Genomic DNA, 17,620 nt, shown 5'->3' with positions numbered 1-17,620 from the left:
TACGCGGACTAATAATGTGGGAGCGGGCTTGCTCGCGAATGCGGTGTATCAGCTATGTATTCGGTGACTGACACACTGCATTCGCGAGCAAGCCCGCTCCCACATGTTGATCTCCGCCGCCCCAGGGATTTGTATCCAACCGATGATTTTTACAGAACAAAACAACAGGTGAAGTCATGACCACAACTCAACCCCTGGAACTGCTGGCACCGCTGTCCGGCGTGCTGCTGGCACTGGACTCGGTGCCCGACCCGGTCTTCTCCAGCCGCCTGATCGGCGATGGCCTGTGCATCGACCCGACCTCGCAGACCCTCTGCGCACCGTTGGCCGGGGTGATCAGCAATATCCAGGACAGTGGGCATGCGGTCAGCATCACCGATGACCACGGCGTGCAGGTGCTGATGCATATCGGCCTGGACACCGTGAACCTCGCAGGCAAAGGTTTCACCCGCTTGGTGCAGGAAGGCCAGCGCGTGGAAGCCGGGCAGGCGCTGATCGAATTCGATGCCGATTATGTGGCGCTCAATGCCCGCAGCCTGCTGACCTTGATGCTGGTGGTCAGCGGTGAGCCGTTCACCTTGCTGGCGAACGGCTCGGTCGAGATGGGCCAGCCGCTGTTGCAGTTATCCCCAGCCGCGCCGGTTGACGCAGTGGATGAGGAGGAGGGCGATGCGCTGTTCTCCAAACCGCTGACGCTGCCCAACGCCAACGGCCTGCATGCGCGCCCGGCGGCGGTGCTGGCCCAGGCGGCCAAGGGCTTCAAGGCGAGCATCTACCTGCACAAGCAAACCCAGAGCGCCAACGCCAAGTCGCTGGTGGCGATCATGGCGCTGCAAACCGTGTACGGCGACACCTTGCAAGTGAGCGCCGCGGGCGAGGATGCCGACGCGGCGATCAAGGCATTGGTGGCGCTGTTGGCTGACGGTTGCGGCGAGACGGTCGCGGCAGCGGCCGAAGTGATTGCGCCGGTGTCATCGTCGACACTATTGCGCGGCGTGTGCGCGTCGCCGGGCTCGGCGTTTGGCCAGGTGGTTCAGGTGGCTGAGCCCGAGTTGAGCATCACCGAGCAGGGCGCTGGTGAAGCGGCCGAACGCGCCGCATTGCAGCGTGGCCTGCGGGCCGCCAACGCAGCGCTGCAAGCGTTGCAAGACAAGGCCGCCGGTAGCGCCCAGGCGGAGATTTTCCGTGCTCACCAAGAGTTGCTCGAAGACCCGACATTGCTTGAGCAATCCCACGACCTGCTGGCGCAGGGCAAGAGCGCCGCGTTTGCCTGGAACAGCGCCACGCTCGCCACCGTCCAGTTGTTCCAGGGCCTGGGCAATGCGCTGATCGCCGAACGTGCAGCGGACTTGGCCGACGTTGGCCAACGCGTGCTCAAGTTGATCCTCGGCATTCAAGACAGCGCCTGGGACTTGCCCGAGCGCGCGATCCTGATCGCCGAACAGCTGACGCCCTCGCAAACCGCCAGCCTCGACACGCGCAAGGTGCTGGGGTTTGTCACCGTCGGCGGCGGCGCCACCAGTCACGTCGCGATCCTCGCCCGTGCCCTCGGCCTGCCGGCGATGTGTGGTGTGCCGCTGCAAGTGCTGGCGTTGGCCAATGGCAAGCAGGTGCTGCTGGATGCCGACAAAGGTGAGCTGCACCTGGAGCCGAACCTGGCTGAAATCGAACAGCTGGAGGCCGCGCGCCAACAGCAAGTACTGCGTCGCCAGCGCGAAGTGGCGCAGGCTGGATTAGCTGCCACTACTCGCGATGGGCATCACGTTGAAGTCACTGCCAACGTCGCCTCGTTGCAAGAAGTCGAGCAGTCGTTGACCCTGGGCGGCGAGGGGGTTGGCCTGCTGCGCTCCGAGTTCCTCTACCTGGACCGCAATCGCGCGCCCAGCCCGGAAGAACAGGCGGGCACCTACACCGCCATCGCCCGTGCCCTGGGCACTGAGCGCAATCTGGTGGTGCGTACCCTGGACGTCGGCGGCGACAAACCATTGGCCTACGTGCCGATGGACACCGAGACCAACCCGTTCCTCGGCTTGCGTGGCATTCGCCTGTGCCTGGAGCGCCCGCAGCTGCTGCGCGAGCAGTTCCGTGCAATCCTCGCCAGCGCCGGTTTTGCGCGCCTGCACATCATGTTGCCGATGGTCAGCCTGCTGTCGGAACTGCACCAGGCCCGCACGATTCTTCAGGAAGAAGCGCTGGCGCTCGGGCTCTCTGAACTGCCGAAACTGGGCATCATGATCGAAGTGCCGTCCGCCGCGCTGATGGCCGATGTGTTTGCGCCCCATGTGGATTTCTTCTCCATCGGCACCAATGACCTGACCCAATACACCCTGGCCATGGACCGCGACCACCCGCGCCTGGCCAGCCAGGCCGACAGCTTCCACCCGGCGGTGCTGCGCTTGATCGCCACTACCGTCAAGGCGGCCCATGCCCATGGCAAGTGGGTCGGCGTGTGTGGGGCGTTGGCCTCCGAAGCACTGGCGGTGCCGGTGTTGCTCGGGCTGGGGGTGGATGAATTGTCGGTCAGCGTACCGTTGATCCCGACCATCAAGGCCACCGTGCGCGAGCTGGACCTGGCCGACTGCCAGATCATCGCCCGTCAGGTGCTGGGCCTGGAAGAAGCCGCCCAAGTGCGTGAGGCGTTGCGCCTGTACCACGCGGCCACCGTTGAAACCTCACCTGTCGTGGAGCTTTGAACATGTTCGAGAAATTGCAGCGGGCGTTCTGGAAGGCGTTGACTCCGGATTTGATTGCCGAGACGGTCGCCGCGCCTGGGGTGTTGTCAGCCGAAGTGCTGAATGCGTTGGGTGGGGCGGACAATCTCAAGTCGCAGCAGCGGGTGGCACTGACGCGGGTGAGGGTGCAGTTGTTGGATATGGCGAGGCTGGATGCCGCGGCGTTGAAGGCGGCGGGTGTGCCAGCGGTGATGGTGCTGACGGGGGGCGTGGTTCACCTGCTCACCGGCCTCTGAACCAGATGGAGATTCAAATGTGGGAGCGGGCTTGCCCGCGAATGCGCCGTGTCAGTCTCTACATGTGCCGACTGACCCACCGCTTTCGCGGGCAAGCCCGATCCCACAGGTGATTGGTGTTGCTGGGCTGTCAGCGCTCGGCTGGAGATCCCCCTCACACCGCCAATCCCCTGTGGGAGCTGCCGAGCTTTAGCGAGGCTGCGAAGGCGGCGGCACTGTTGGTAGAGGTGTTGGCTGAACCACCGCTTTCGCGGGCAAGCCCGCTCCCACATTGGTTTGTGGTGTCTGGGAGAGTGCGTGCTTACAGTTGGGGGTTGTCTTCCGGCGGCTTGGTCTTGTTCACGCCCGGCACATGCAGGTTGCCTTCGACCACCTGGTTGCCCTCCAGCTGCGGCTGGGTCACCCAGGTCAGGATGTCGTAATAGCGCCGGATGTTCGCCACAAAGTGCACCGGCTCGCCACCCCGGGCATAACCGTAGCGGGTCTTGCTGTACCACTGCTTCTGCGACAGGCGCGGCAGCATCTTCTTGACGTCCAGCCACTTGTTCGGGTTCAGGCCTTCGCGCTTGGCCAGGGTGCGCGCATCTTCCAGGTGACCGGTGCCGACGTTGTAGGCAGCGAGGGCGAACCACGTACGGTCCGGCTCGGCGATGCTGTCGTCCAGTTCATCCTTGATCTTGGCCAGGTACTTGGCGCCGCCCATGATGCTTTGCTTGGGGTCCAGGCGGTTGGACACGCCCATGGCCTGGGCGGTGTTCTGGGTCAGCATCATCAGGCCGCGCACGCCGGTCTTGGAGGTGACCGCTGGTTGCCACAGCGATTCCTGATAGCCGATAGCCGCCAATAAACGCCAGTCGACCTTTTCTTCCTTGGCATAGGCCCGGAAGTGTTTCTCGTACTTGGGCAAGCGCTGCTGCAAGTGCTGGGCGAAGGTATAGGCGCCGACATAACCGAGTACATCAACGTGCCCGTAGTAGCGGTCTTTGAGCCGTTGCAGAGTGCCGTTCTTCTCGACCTTGTCCAGGTAACTGTTGATCTCGTTGAGCAGGCTGTTGTCTTCACCGGCGGCCACGGCCCAGCTCTGGTTGCTGGCGTTGCCGAGGTCGAACGCCACGCGTACGTTGGGGAAGTAGACTTGGTTCATCGCTACTTCGTTGGAGTCCACCAGGGTCAGGTCGATTTGCCCTTCGTCCACCATGCGTAGCAGGTCGACCACCTCAACGGCGTCGGATTCTTCATATTCGATTGCAGGGTTCTGCTGTTTAAGCGCCGCCAGTTGTTCGGCGTGGGTGCTGCCCTTGAGCACCATGATCTTCTTGCCCACAAGGTCCGCCGCATTCGTCGGGCGGGACTGGCCGTTGCGGTAGATGATCTGCGGGGTCACTTCAAGATAAGGGTGGGAGAAGCGCACCTGCTGCTGGCGCTGCTCGCTGCTGACCAGGCCGGCGGCGGCCAATACCGGGCCGTTGGTCTTGCCCAACTGGCCGAACAGGTCATCGAGGTTGTCGGCGGTCTCGATCTGCAACTTGACGCCCAGGTCATCGGCAAAACGCTTGACCAGTTCGTATTCGAAACCGGTTTCGCCGTTGCGGTCCTGGAAATAGGTCGCCGGGCTGTTCCGGGTAATCACCCGCAATACGCCATCCTCCTTGATTCGCTCGAGCGTGCTGGGTTTATCAACACAGGCGCTGAGCATCAGGAAGAGTCCGGTTGCGATGAGCCATTTGGCGCACCGCGGGCGCAAAGCAGTAGGGGAGAACATCTGCGCAGTATACGCAAACGGCCCACGGCGCCATATCTCGACAGCGCGGGACTTGTCTGCTAGGTGCCGAAAAAGCGTGCTGCAGCCCGCAGAAATGCGGGTTGGCGGGTGATTGTGACGGTTAAAATAACTGCGCCGAATGCCCTGGATAATGCCCCGATAGCGTGCAAACCATGCCAACTGACGTTCGGCAGCGGCCAGCGGTGCCGTTTCGGGTGCCGTTGGCGATGGTTTACGCTAGAATGCACGGCCTCAAAGCACACCCCCTTCCCGAGGCTGTCCCGAAGATGTTGATCCTGCGCGGCGCTCCTGCCCTTTCTGCCTTTCGCCACAGCAAACTCCTTGAGCAACTGAGCCAGAAGGTTCCAGCTGTTACAGGCCTGTACGCTGAATTTGCTCACTTCGCCGAAACCACCGGCGTATTGACCGCCGACGAACAGCAAGTGCTGGCACGCCTTCTGAAGTACGGCCCAAGCGTTCCCGTTCAAGAGCCGACTGGCCGCTTGTTCCTGGTTCTGCCACGGTTCGGCACCATCTCGCCTTGGTCGAGCAAGGCCAGCGACATCGCCCGCAACTGCGGCCTGGAAAAAATCCAGCGCCTGGAGCGTGGTATTGCCTTCTATGTCGCCGGCCAGTTCAGCGACGCCGAAGCCGAGCTGATCGCCAGCAGCCTGCACGACCGCATGACCCAGATCATCGTCGGCCAGCTGGAACAGGCCGCCGGTCTGTTCAGCCACGCCGAACCCAAGCCGCTGACCGCGATTGACGTGCTCGGTGGTGGTCGCGCCGCCCTCGAGAAGGCCAACACCGAACTCGGCCTGGCCCTGGCCGACGACGAGATCGACTACCTGGTCAACGCCTTCAACGGCTTGAAGCGCAACCCGCACGACATCGAACTGATGATGTTCGCCCAGGCCAACTCCGAGCACTGCCGTCACAAGATCTTCAACGCCAGTTGGGACATCGACGGCGAGAGCCAGGAAAAAAGCCTGTTCGGCATGATCAAGAACACCTACGTGATGCACAGCGAAGGCGTTCTGTCGGCTTACAAGGACAACGCCTCGGTCATCGTCGGCTCCGTCGCCGGCCGCTTCTTCCCGGACCCCGAGACCCGCCAGTACGGCGCGGTGCAGGAGCCGGTGCACATCCTGATGAAGGTCGAGACCCACAACCACCCGACCGCGATTGCCCCGTTCCCGGGCGCAGCCACCGGCTCCGGCGGCGAGATCCGCGACGAAGGTGCAACCGGCCGTGGCGCCAAGCCAAAGGCAGGCCTGACCGGTTTCACCGTGTCCAACCTGCAGATCCCGGGCTTCGAACAACCGTGGGAAGTGCCGTACGGCAAGCCTGAGCGCATCGTCACCGCGCTGGACATCATGATCGAAGGCCCGCTGGGCGGCGCTGCGTTCAATAACGAATTCGGCCGTCCGGCGCTGACCGGTTACTTCCGTACGTTCGAGCAGTCCATCACCACCCCGCGTGGCGATGAAGTGCGCGGCTACCACAAGCCGATCATGTTGGCTGGCGGCATGGGCAACATCCGTGAAGAACACGTCAAGAAAGGCGAGATCCTGGTCGGCTCCAAGCTGATCGTGCTCGGCGGCCCGGCAATGTTGATCGGCCTGGGCGGCGGCGCAGCTTCCTCCATGGCCACCGGCACCAGCTCGGCAGACCTGGACTTCGCTTCCGTACAGCGCGAAAACCCAGAGATGGAACGCCGCTGCCAGGAAGTCATCGACCGTTGCTGGCAGTTGGGTGACAAGAACCCGATCAGCTTCATCCACGACGTCGGCGCCGGCGGCTTGTCCAACGCCTTCCCGGAGCTGGTCAACGATGGCGACCGTGGTGGCCGTTTCGAACTGCGCAACATTCCAAACGACGAGCCGGGCATGGCCCCGCACGAAATCTGGAGCAACGAATCCCAGGAACGCTACGTGCTGGCTGTTGGCGCAGAAGACTTCGCGCGCTTCCAGGCCATCTGCGAACGCGAGCGTTGCCCGTTCGCCGTGGTCGGCGAAGCGACTGCCGAACCGCAACTGACGGTCACCGACAGCCACTTCGGCAACAGCCCGGTGGACATGCCGCTGGAAGTGCTGCTGGGCAAAGCCCCGCGCATGCACCGTTCGGCCGTACGTGAAACCGAACTGGGCGACGATTTCGACCCAAGCACGCTGGATCTGTCCGACAGCATCGAACGCGTGCTGCACCACCCGGCCGTGGCGAGCAAAAGCTTCCTGATCACCATCGGCGACCGCACCATCACCGGCCTGGTTGCCCGTGACCAGATGGTCGGTCCGTGGCAGGTCCCGGTGGCTGACGTTGCCGTCACCGCCACCAGCTTCGACGTCTACACAGGTGAAGCCATGGCCATGGGCGAGCGCACGCCGCTGGCCTTGCTGGACGCCCCGGCGTCGGGCCGCATGGCCATCGGTGAGACCCTCACCAACATCGCCGCGTCGCGCATCGGTAAATTGTCTGACATCAAACTGTCGGCCAACTGGATGTCCGCTGCCGGTCACCCGGGTGAAGACGCGCGCCTGTACGACACCGTCAAAGCCGTCGGCATGGAGCTGTGCCCTGAGCTGGGTATCACCATTCCGGTGGGCAAGGACTCCATGTCCATGGCCACCCGTTGGAACGAAGACGGCACCGACAAGAGCGTCACCTCGCCGCTGTCGCTGATCGTGACGGGTTTCGCGCCCGTCACCGACATCCGTCAGACCCTGACCCCGCAACTGCGCATGGACAAGGGCACCACCGACCTGATCCTGATCGACCTGGGCCGTGGCCAGAACCGCATGGGCGCGTCGATCCTCGCGCAAACCCATGGCAAGCTGGGCAAGCAGGCGCCGGACGTCGATGACGCCGAAGACCTCAAGGCCTTCTTCGCGGTGATCCAGGGCCTGAACGCCGACGGCCACCTGCTGGCTTACCATGACCGTTCCGACGGCGGTTTGCTGACCAGCGTCGTCGAAATGGCCTTCGCCGGTCACTGCGGCCTGAACATCGTGCTCGACAGCGTTGCCGAGGATAAGTCCGAGATCAACGGCATCCTGTTCAACGAAGAACTGGGCGCGGTGATCCAGGTTCGCCAGGACGCCACCCCGGACGTACTCGCACAATTCAGCGCCGCTGGCCTGGGTGATTGCGTAGCCGTGATTGGTCAGCCGATCAACAACGGCCAGATCGACATCGTCTTCAATGGCGACACCGTATTTGAAGGCCAGCGCCGTCTGCTGCAACGCCAGTGGGCCGAGACCAGCTACCAGATCCAGCGTCTGCGCGACAACGTGGAGTGCGCCGAGCAGGAATTCGACGTGATCCTGGAAGAAGACAACCCGGGCCTGAGCACCAAGCTCAGCTTCGACGTCAACCAGGACATCGCCGCGCCTTACATCAAGAAAGGCATCCGCCCACAAGTGGCGGTACTGCGTGAGCAGGGCGTCAACGGCCAGGTGGAAATGGCGGCTGCGTTCGATCGTGCCGGCTTCAATGCGATCGACGTGCACATGAGCGACATCCTCGCCGGTCGCGTTGACCTCAACGAGTTCAAAGGCCTGGTAGCCTGTGGCGGTTTCTCCTACGGCGACGTGCTGGGTGCCGGTGAAGGCTGGGCCAAGTCGGCCCTGTTCAACAGCCGTGCGCGCGATGCGTTCCAGGGCTTCTTCGAGCGCAACGACAGCTTCACCCTGGGCGTGTGCAACGGTTGCCAGATGATGTCCAACCTCAGCGAACTGATCCCGGGCAGCGAGTTCTGGCCGCACTTTGTGCGCAACCGTTCCGAGCAGTTCGAAGCCCGTGTCGCCATGGTGCAGGTGCAGGAGTCCAACTCGATCTTCCTGCAAGGCATGGCCGGTTCGCGCATGCCGATCGCCATCGCCCACGGTGAAGGCCATGCCGAGTTCGAAAGCGAAGAAGCGTTGCTGGAAGCCGACCTGTCCGGTTGCGTGGCCATGCGTTTCGTCGACAACCACGGCAAGGTCACCGAGACCTACCCGGCCAACCCGAACGGCTCGCCGCGCGGGATCACCGGCCTTACCAGCCGCGACGGTCGCGTCACCATCATGATGCCGCACCCGGAGCGTGTATTCCGCGCCGTGCAGAACTCGTGGCGCCCGGAAGAGTGGAACGAAGATGGCGCCTGGATGCGCATGTTCCGCAACGCTCGCGTGTGGGTGAACTAAGACGGTGTACAAGCTCGCCTTCTTTGTGCCCGACAGCCATGTGGAGACGGTGAAGACCGCCGTCTTCGCAGCTGGCGGCGGGCGCATCGGCAGCTACGACAGCTGCGCCTGGCAAGTGCTGGGCCGGGGCCAATTCCGCGCGATGGACGGCAGCCAGCCGTTTATCGGGCAAGTGGGCCAGGTTGAAGTGGTTGACGAATGGAAGGTTGAGCTGGTGGTGGCGGATGAGTTGATCGCGGCTGTTGTGGCTGCTTTGAAACTCAGCCACCCGTACGAGACACCCGCGTATGAAGTGTGGCAGTTGGCGGATTTCTGATTCGCATGCTGCAAAAACAACAAACCCGCTGGGCCAGTTTGGTCAGCGGGTTTTTTGTTGTCTGCTAGGGCCTCATCGCAGGCAAGCCCGCTCTCACATTCGACTGTATTCCCACATCAACATGTGGGAGCCGGGCTTGCCCGCGATGGGGCCTGCCCTAGCACCTCAGACCTTTCCGACAAGCCTTTCAGGTTGTCCCTCGGAACCTGCCTCAATAGCCTTTAACGGTCGCTGTCGGTTCAGTGATCGGGATCTGAATTCGAGGCCCGTCCAGCAACATTGCTTACGGGTTTGACATTCAATGATGGCATTTCCAGATACCGTCGTTCCGCGCATCAAGACAAGTACTTCACTAGGACGAGCTTTGGTTGCGATGTTCAAGTCCATCGAAGAGGAATTGATGCTTGAAGGCGCCAAGCCGGGTGCGGTCAAGGTGATTGTTTTCGGCGGCTGCGCTGTTCACTTATATACGCACCATCGTATTTCCACGGATGTGGATGCGGAGATTTATTCCTCGGATTGTCGAAACACACTGCGCCTTCAAACCCTACTGGCAGAGTTTCCTGAACAGTTTTTCGATGAGCACTCTGGCCGTGTCATGGAGCTGAACTATGACCTTCAATACAACACCGGTTTTGGTCCGCTTCACGAAGACTATTGGGAGCGAAGTATCCCATTGGAAGACTTTTCGCTTGAATCCGCGCTGCACCTGCATATTGCGGCACCTATCGATATTGCGATCTCAAAGTTGGGTAGAGCTACAGAGCAGGACGTGAGTGACATCATGGCGTTGCTCCGGGCGGGCTTCATAGTGACCACTGAGCTCCGTCGGCTGGCAATGCAGGCGATTGATATGTATGTTGGCAACAAAGAGCAGCCTAAATCTATTCTGACCAATATCTTGCACGAATATCTGGAGACTGCAGATGGCGAAGCCTATTAATGGTCCCGTCCTCTCGTCCGCCTTGGACACACTGGTCAAATGCCCGTTGAATCAGGCGGATGACGATGCGCTGGTGAGTGCCGCAAAAGCTGTCTGGTACTCGGACGCGAATCTCGTCGGTGAAGTGAAAAACTTTCTAGATGCTCACTCCTGCGAACTGGAACTTCGTCGCGCGGGGTATCTGCTGGAGCGCTTCACACGTTTTTCGTGTGTGACGGATAGCCGAGTTTTAGAAGCAATGCGTGCTATCGAGCTGTTTTCGGCGACTGCTTCCAAACAGGATGTGAAGCCTTTGGGCGTTGTTGCACTGCGCAGCCGTCGTGATGAACTGGCGGTGTCCTGGGGACTGAGTGAGGGGTTGGGTTTGAAGGTCCAAGCGCTGATGCCTTTTCAGACTCGTCATTACGAAGCGGAGCACCGTGGGGCGTCTGCCTAGACGTTCGTTGCGATTAGAGAGCCCGGCTTAGGCCGGGTTTTTATTGTTTGCGATTTTTTCAGCTCGCGAATATTTCCGACAAGCCTTTCAGGTTGTTCCTCGGAACTCGCCTCAATAATTTTCGCCAGTCGCTGCTAATTCAGCGACCGGGACTGCAAGCCTGAAAAATCACCAGAAGCCTATTCCATCTGGAGTTTAATGATGATCAGCGACAACTTGCTAACCGGTTCAATCTCATCTCAAACCGAGTCCCACCACGCTGGTGATTCACCTTCCGACCAAATCTTCACTGTACTACCCAATCTGAACACGAAGCCCTGCTCGCCAATGCTTCCCAGCACCTTGCGTCAGTGCAGGCGCTGATGGGCCATTTGGCTTTTGAAGTCGACGGTGCCCAGCGAGACATCGCACTGGCAGTTCACCGGATGCTCGAAGGTATCCAATTGATGGTGGGTTGGGGTGTTGGACTTGAATGAGATTCCTGGTCTCAACACTCCAATCGCCAGTTAAGGCCAATCGCAGGCAAGCCAGCTCCCACATTTTGAATGTATTCACAGATCATAAATGTGGGAGCCGGGCTTGCCCGCGATGGGGCCTGTTCAGGCAATGATCAATCAAGCACCAGCCCCAACCTGCCGACCACTGACCAACCGTTCCAACGCTTCACCCAACCCCGACGCCTTGTCGCCGATCAGCAAGTGCCAAACACCGCTATCCAATTGGCTCACGCCTTGGCAACCCAGCGCAGTCAGGTCAGCCTCGGACAGCACCGAGTCATCCCCCAGCTCCACCCGCAATCGAGTCATTGCCACCGCTTCCAACTGCCGTACATTCGCCCGGCCACCCAATGCATCCAGCCATTTCTCGGCCTCCTGCACGTTCACCGCGACCGGTTTATCCACAGGCACAACCGTCACCGGCGCACTGGCAACAAACGCAGGCATCGCCAACCGAATCTCATCGGCAATGCTATCGGCCATCGGCCCCACCACCACCTGAAGGCTCCCGCCATTCCCCGGCCGTACAACGGCCATGGCGCCCAACGCTTTCAAGTCCGCATCCACTGCTTTATTGCGATCGACCATGTCCAGGCGCAGACGTGTGGTACAGGCACCCACGCTCAGCAAATTGGCGGCACCGCCCAGCGCCCGGATATAGGCGCTGGCGCGCTGGTTATCGGTCATCACTTCAGCCTGCACTGCCTGGACATCCTCACGCCCCGGTGTCTTCAGGTTGAAACGACGAATGCAGTAGTTGAACACGCTGTAGTAGATCGCCGCGTAAGCCAACCCCACCGGGAACACCAGCCAGCCATTGGTGGACTTGCCCCAACCCAGCACCATGTCGATAAACCCACCGGAGAAGGTAAACCCGAGGTGGATATTCAACATGTTGGTGACCGCCATCGACAGCCCGGTCAACAGCGCATGGATCAAGTACAGGAACGGCGCGAGGAACATGAACGCAAATTCAATCGGCTCGGTCACCCCGGTCAAAAACGAGGTCAGCGCCATCGACAGGAAAATCCCGCCCATCACCTTGCGGCGCTCCGGTAATGCATTGCGGTACATCGCCAGGCACGCCGCGGGCAGGCCGAACAGCATGACCGGGAACATGCCGGTCATGAATTGGCCGCCTTTGGGGTCGCCGGCGAAGTAGCGCGTCAGGTCGCCCGTCACCATGGCGCCGGTCGCGGGGTCGGTAAAACTGCCGAACACAAACCACGCCATATTGTTAAGGATATGGTGCAGCCCGGTAACGATCAGCAGGCGGTTGAACACGCCGAACACAAACGCCCCCAGGCTGCCGCTCTCCATCAGCAACACGCCAAAACTATTGATGCCATGCTGGATCGGCGGCCAGATCAAACCAAAGATCACCCCCAGCCCGACCGCGCTGAACCCGGTGACAATCGGCACAAACCGGCGCCCGCCAAAAAACGCCAGGTACTCTGGCAGCTTGATGTCCTTGAAGCGGTTGTACAGCCCGCCGGCCATCAGGCCGCTGGCGATACCGGCGAGCATGCCCATGTTGATGCTGGTGTCCATCACCTTGAGGGTGGAGATCATCACCAGGTAACCAATCGCCCCGGCCAGACCGGCGGTGCCGTTGTTGTCGCGGGCAAAGCCCACGGCAATACCGATGGCGAAGATCAGCGCGAGGTTGGCGAAAATCGCCTGCCCCGCATCGTGCATCACCGCGATGTTCAACAGGTCGGTGTCGCCCAGGCGCAGCAGCAGGCCGGCGATGGGCAGGATCGCGATCGGCAGCATCAGCGCACGGCCAAGGCGTTGTAGGCCTTCGATGAAATGTTGGTACATGGCGAGTCTCCTTTTTTCTTGTTGTTGTCAGCTCAGCGGCCAGTGGTGTTGACAGGCTTGGCGAACCGCCTTGGCGCTGCTCAGGTCGAGCAGGCCCTGGCTCAGTTGCCGGCATTGCGCCGCGTCCAGGTGGCGGACGCGGTCCTTGATTTCACCGATCTGCGGCGGGCTCACCGACAGCTCGCTGACGCCCAGGCCGATCAGTACCGGCGTGGCCAGCGGGTCGCAGGCGAGGGCGCCGCACACGCCGACCCAGCGCCCATGCCTGGCCGCGCCGGCGCAGGTCTGGGCGATCAGCCGCAGCAACGCCGGGTGCAACGCGTCGACCCGCGCGGCGAGGCCTGCATGGTCGCGGTCCATGGCCAGGGTGTACTGGGACAGGTCATTGGTGCCGATGGACAGGAAGTCCGCATGCTTGGCCAGTTGCTCGGCCAGCAGCGCGGCGGCGGGCACCTCGATCATCACGCCGAGTTCCGGGCGTTGGGTCAGTCCGAGCTCTACGCAGAGTTCGTCCAGGCGCTGGCGGATCTGCAGCAGTTCATCCACTTCGCTGACCATCGGCAGCAGGATGCGGCAGCGCGCCAGCGGCGAGACTTGCAGCAGTGCGCGCAGTTGCTGATCGAGCAGCTCGGGCCGCACCTGGGCCATGCGGATGCCGCGCAAGCCCAACACCGGATTGGCTTCGACCGGCAGCGGCAGGTAGTCGAGCTGCTTGTCGCCGCCCACATCGATGGTGCGGATGATCACCGTCTTGTCGCCCATGGCATCCAGCACGGCTTGATAGGCCTGGCGTTGCTCCAGCTCATCCGGTGCGGTGCGACGCTCGACAAAGAGGAACTCGGTGCGCAGCAGGCCGACGCCATCAGCACCGTTTTCGTACGCCAATTGGGCCTCGGCGCTGGAGGCAACGTTGGCAGCGACTTCGATGCTCACGCCATCGGTGGTGCGTGCCGCTTGTCGGGCCTGGGCCTGTTGCTGTTGGCGGCGCAGTGTCTGCGCGTCGCGCAGCTGGTGCACTTCGGCGTGGCGCGCTGCGCTGGGGGCCAGTTCCAGGCGGCCGTTGGCAGCGTCCAGTACCACGCGTTGGCCGTGGGGCACGTCGAGTAGTTCGGCTCCCAGCGCGACCACGCAGGGCAGGCCTTTGCCTCGGGCGAGGATTGCCACATGGGACGTCGCACCGCCTTCGGCCATGCAGATGCCGACGGCGTGTTGTGCGCTCAACTGCAACAAGTCCGAGGGGGTCAGTTCGTGGGCGCTGACAATGGCGCCGGGCGGCAGTTCGAAATGCCAGGCTTCACCCAGCAAGGCGCGCAACACACGTTGTTGCAGGTCGCGCAGGTCATTGGCGCGCTCGGCAAACAGTGGTTTGCCCAGGCCCAGCAACACCGCGCATTGGGCCTGGATCGCATCGCGCCAGGCGTGGGTGGCGGCGCTGCCGTGTTCGATGGCGCGGGTGGCCGCGTCGAGTAAGGTCGGGTCTTCCAGCAGGGCCAGGTGGGCGGCGAAGATGTCTTCCTCGTCGACGTTCTTGCGCTGGCGGGCGTGGTCGAGGGTGCTGCGGATTTCGCTACGTACCTGTTCCAGTGCCGTGTCCAAGTGTTGCAACTGTTCGTCGGCGGAGTGCTGGCCGGGGTCTTGCGGCAGTTCGATGCCGGTCAGGCGCACCAATGGCCCGCACACCAGACCGGGGGCCGCGCACACGCCTTGCAATACACCGGCTTCGCGGTTCGCGCGGCGCGGCGTGATAGTCACCGGCGCGTGAGGTTCTTCGCCGACCGCCACTGACAACGCCGCGACCAATGCCTGCAACGCCGCCGCCGAATCCTTGCCGCGGCAGGTGACGCGCACCTCATCGCCTTCACCAATCCCCAGCCCCAACAGCCCGATCAGGCTGTCGCACGGCGCCGATTTGCCGGCGAAATGCAGCTGTGCCTGGCTGCTGAAACCCTGGGCCGCCTTGCGGATCAACGCCGCCGGACGCGCATGCAAACCGCCCCGGTGGGTGATGCGCACACTGGCGCTGCTTTCGCTCGCGGCGTTATCCACAGGCGCTTCAACCGCAGCTGCCGAGCGCGCCACGATCTGCAGCAACGGCTCACCGACCTTGACGGATTTTCCTGCGACCGAGCGTAGTTCAAAGTGCTCGCCGTTGGTCAGGATAATCAGGCTGACCAGGCTCCTGCACTGCCGCGCAATGCGGTCCAGATCAAACTGTATCAACGCCTGTCCCTGGCTCACCCGTGCACCGTCCTTGACCAGCAGCGCGAACCCTTCGCCATTCAGCTCCACGGTGTCGATGCCCACATGCATCAACACCTCGGCGCCGTTGTCGGCACGAATCGTCAGGGCATGCCCGGTGCGGGCGACGTGGATGATCACGCCGTCACAGGGCGCATGTAGGCAGTCGTTGAGCGGGTCGATGGCAATGCCGTCGCCGATGGCGCCGCTGGCGAACACTTCGTCGGGAACGTCGCCGAGGGCAAGTATTGGCCCGCTTAACGGGGCGCTGAGGGTCAATTCATTATTGTTGTAGGACATCGGCACGGTACTCATCAGGAAAACGCGGCAATCGACTCAGTGAGTGCGAGTGACTTTGCTCAGGTGGCGCGGCTGGTCCGGGTTCATGCCCCGGGCGACGGCGAGGCCTGCGGCCATCACGTAGAAACTCTGGATCGCCAGGATCGGGTCCAGGCTCGGGTGTTCGGCGCGGTTCAGGGTCAGGTCGCGCTCGGCGATGTCGTCCGGTGCAGCCAGCAGCACGCGGGCGCCGCGTTGGCGCATATCGGCGGCCAGGCTCAACAGGCCGGCTTGCTCGGCGCCGCGTGGGGCGAAGACCAGCAGCGGGTAGTTGTCGCCAATCAACGCCATCGGGCCGTGGCGCACTTCGGCGCTGCTGAAGGCTTCGGCCTGGATCGCCGAGGTTTCCTTGAGTTTGAGTGCGGCTTCCTGGGCGATGGCAAACCCGGCACCACGGCCGATCACCATCAGTTGCTGGCAACCGCGCAGGGCTTCAATGGCTGCGGACCAGTCCTGCCGGGCCGCTTCGCGCAGGCCGTCGGGCAGTGCCTGGCAGGCTTGCAGCAAATCCGCTTCGCCGTTCCAGTGGCCGACCAACTGCGCGCTGGCGCTGAGGGTGGCGATAAAGCTCTTGGTGGCGGCGACACTCTGTTCCGGCCCTGCGCACAGCGGTACGTGAAATTCGCAGGCGGCCTCCAGCGGCGAGTCTTCGGCGTTGACCATCGAGATACTCAGCGCGCCGCGCTTGCGCAGCAGGCGCAGGCTGTTGACCAGATCCGGGCTCTGTCCCGATTGAGAGAAACCGAACGCCACCTGGCCGCTGACCTTCATTGGCGCTTGCAGCAACGTCACCACCGACATCGGCAACGAGGCGACCGGAATGCCCACATGCTGCATTGCCAGGTAGGCAAAGTAGCTGGCGGCGTGGTCCGAGCTGCCGCGCGCGATGGTCATTGCCACTTGCGGCGGCTGGCGCCGCAGGCGCCCGGCGATTTCCTCGAGCAGCGGCTGCAGGCGTTGCAGTTGGGCGGCGACGGCGTCGCAGGAGGCCAGGGCCTCTTCAAGCATTTTTGAAGTCAATGGTTTCTCCTTCGACCATTACGTCGGTGAGTTGCAGGGAGCGGTCCAGGCGCACGCAGTCGGCAAAGCTGCCGGGTTGCAGGCGGCCGCGTTCTTCCAGGCCCAGGTAGTCCGCCGGAAATTGCGACAGGCGTTGTGAGGCTTCGCTGATGGGCAGGCCGATTTTCACCAGGTTGCGCAGCGCCTGATCCATGGTCAGCGTACTGCCGGCCAGGGTGCCGTCGGCCAGGCGCACGCCGCCCAGGCATTTGGTCACGGTGTGGCTGCCCAGCTTGTATTCGCCGTCGGGCATGCCGGCGGCGGCGGTGGAGTCGGTGACGCAGTACAGGCAGGGGATCGCGCGCAGGGCCACGCGCATGGCGCCGGGGTGCACGTGCAGCAAGTCGGGAATCAGCTCGGCGTACTTGGCGTGGGCCAACGCGGCGCCGACGATGCCTGGCTCACGGTGATGCAGCGGGCTCATGGCGTTGTACAAATGGGTGAAGCTGCTGGCGCCGGCGGCGAGGGCGGCGACACCTTCTTCGTAGCTGCCCAGGGTGTGGCCGATCTGCATGCGGATGCCGCGTGCGCTGAGGGCGCGGATCAAGGCGTCATGGCCGGCGATTTCCGGGGCGATGGTGATCACGCGGATCGGCGCCAGGCGCAGGTAGGCTTGCACTTCATCCATCAACGCGGTGTGGGCGAAGTTGGGCTGGGCGCCGAGTTTTCCCGGATTGATGTAGGGCCCTTCCAGGTGAACGCCAAGTACCCGGGCGCAGCCTGTAGGGCGTTGCTCGCAGAAGCTGCCGAGTTGCTCGAGCACACGGGAGATCTCGTCCACCGGCGCGGTCATGGTCGTAGCCAGCATTGACGTGGTGCCAAAGCGCACGTGGGTGCGGGTAATGGTCTGGAAGGCGGCAACGCCTTCCATGATGTCCTTGCCGCCACCGCCGTGCACATGCAGGTCGATAAAGCCCGGCAGCAGGTAGGGCAAATCGTTGCTGGCCGGGTCGCAAGGCGCGCCGTCGATGGCGACCACCTTGCCGTGTTCGTGCACCAGGCGGCCGCGCATCCAGCCGTGGGGCGTGAGGATATTGTCTTCGGACATGGCAGT

General features: G+C 62.6%; 11 protein-coding genes and 1 pseudogene. 7 read left to right on the top strand and 5 right to left on the bottom strand.

Going from position 1 to position 17,620, the window contains the following annotated elements; all coding sequences use genetic code 11:
* Window positions 1–176 precede the first annotated feature (176 nt).
* Together ptsP (IB241_RS17805) and IB241_RS17800 are read left to right on the top strand one after the other, a co-directional pair.
* Window positions 177–2,693: a phosphoenolpyruvate--protein phosphotransferase gene (ptsP, locus tag IB241_RS17805; protein ID WP_192299545.1), complete on the top strand. Its 2,517-nt coding sequence runs from the start codon at window positions 177–179 to the stop codon at window positions 2,691–2,693.
* Window positions 2,694–2,695: 2 nt separating this feature from the next.
* On the top strand, window positions 2,696–2,968 hold the full coding sequence (locus tag IB241_RS17800) for a PTS transporter subunit EIIB (protein ID WP_192299544.1): 273 nt from the start codon (window positions 2,696–2,698) through the stop codon (window positions 2,966–2,968).
* A gap of 301 nt (window positions 2,969–3,269) precedes the next feature.
* On the opposite strand, the gene mltF is transcribed toward IB241_RS17800, so the two are convergent.
* Complete coding sequence (gene mltF, locus IB241_RS17795; RefSeq protein ID WP_192299543.1) at window positions 3,270–4,730, bottom strand: membrane-bound lytic murein transglycosylase MltF; 1,461 nt, start codon at window positions 4,728–4,730, stop codon at window positions 3,270–3,272.
* A gap of 287 nt (window positions 4,731–5,017) precedes the next feature.
* Here mltF and purL point away from each other — a divergent pair, with 287 nt between their 5' ends.
* From purL to IB241_RS27550, 5 genes and pseudogenes are all read left to right on the top strand, one after another.
* Window positions 5,018–8,914 carry a phosphoribosylformylglycinamidine synthase gene (gene purL / locus IB241_RS17790; protein ID WP_192299542.1) on the top strand — a complete coding sequence of 1,299 codons (3,897 nt, stop codon included), beginning with the start codon at window positions 5,018–5,020 and terminating at the stop codon, window positions 8,912–8,914.
* A 4-nt stretch (window positions 8,915–8,918) separates the two neighbouring features.
* Window positions 8,919–9,230, top strand: coding sequence for a YqfO family protein (locus tag IB241_RS17785; RefSeq protein ID WP_192299541.1), 312 nt, complete (start codon window positions 8,919–8,921; stop codon window positions 9,228–9,230).
* 304 nt (window positions 9,231–9,534) lie between these two features.
* Window positions 9,535–10,173, top strand: coding sequence for a DUF6036 family nucleotidyltransferase (locus IB241_RS17780; RefSeq protein ID WP_192299540.1), 639 nt, complete (start codon window positions 9,535–9,537; stop codon window positions 10,171–10,173).
* Window positions 10,157–10,609, top strand: a complete 453-nt coding sequence (locus tag IB241_RS17775; RefSeq protein ID WP_192299539.1) for a hypothetical protein — start codon at window positions 10,157–10,159, stop codon at window positions 10,607–10,609. The genes IB241_RS17780 and IB241_RS17775 overlap by 17 nt, the downstream gene beginning before the upstream one ends.
* Window positions 10,610–10,810: 201 nt before the next feature.
* Window positions 10,811–11,119, top strand: a pseudogene (locus IB241_RS27550) (DUF6124 family protein).
* Window positions 11,120–11,223: 104 nt separating this feature from the next.
* On the opposite strand, the gene nagE reads toward IB241_RS27550, so the two are convergent.
* Genes nagE through nagA form a run of 4 tightly spaced genes read right to left on the bottom strand, consistent with a single transcriptional unit; the run spans window position 11,224 to window position 17,614 of the window.
* Window positions 11,224–12,930, bottom strand: coding sequence for an N-acetylglucosamine-specific PTS transporter subunit IIBC (gene nagE, locus IB241_RS17770; RefSeq protein WP_192299538.1), 1,707 nt, complete (start codon window positions 12,928–12,930; stop codon window positions 11,224–11,226).
* A gap of 27 nt (window positions 12,931–12,957) precedes the next feature.
* Window positions 12,958–15,468 carry a phosphoenolpyruvate--protein phosphotransferase gene (gene ptsP / locus IB241_RS17765; protein ID WP_192299537.1) on the bottom strand — a complete coding sequence of 837 codons (2,511 nt, stop codon included), beginning with the start codon at window positions 15,466–15,468 and terminating at the stop codon, window positions 12,958–12,960.
* A 36-nt stretch (window positions 15,469–15,504) separates the two neighbouring features.
* Window positions 15,505–16,515: an SIS domain-containing protein gene (locus tag IB241_RS17760; RefSeq protein WP_412547879.1), complete on the bottom strand. Its 1,011-nt coding sequence runs from the start codon at window positions 16,513–16,515 to the stop codon at window positions 15,505–15,507.
* Entirely contained in the window at window positions 16,508–17,614 is a 1,107-nt protein-coding gene (nagA, locus tag IB241_RS17755; RefSeq protein WP_192299535.1) for an N-acetylglucosamine-6-phosphate deacetylase, read from the bottom strand. The genes IB241_RS17760 and nagA overlap by 8 nt, the downstream gene beginning before the upstream one ends.
* Between the last annotated feature and the right edge of the window lie 6 nt (window positions 17,615–17,620).

This window comes from Pseudomonas sp. PDM05 (assembly GCF_014851685.1).
Lineage (GTDB): Bacteria > Pseudomonadota > Gammaproteobacteria > Pseudomonadales > Pseudomonadaceae > Aquipseudomonas.
The sequence above is the reverse complement of the archived record's forward strand: the minus strand, read 5'-3'. Positions and strand labels throughout refer to the sequence as shown.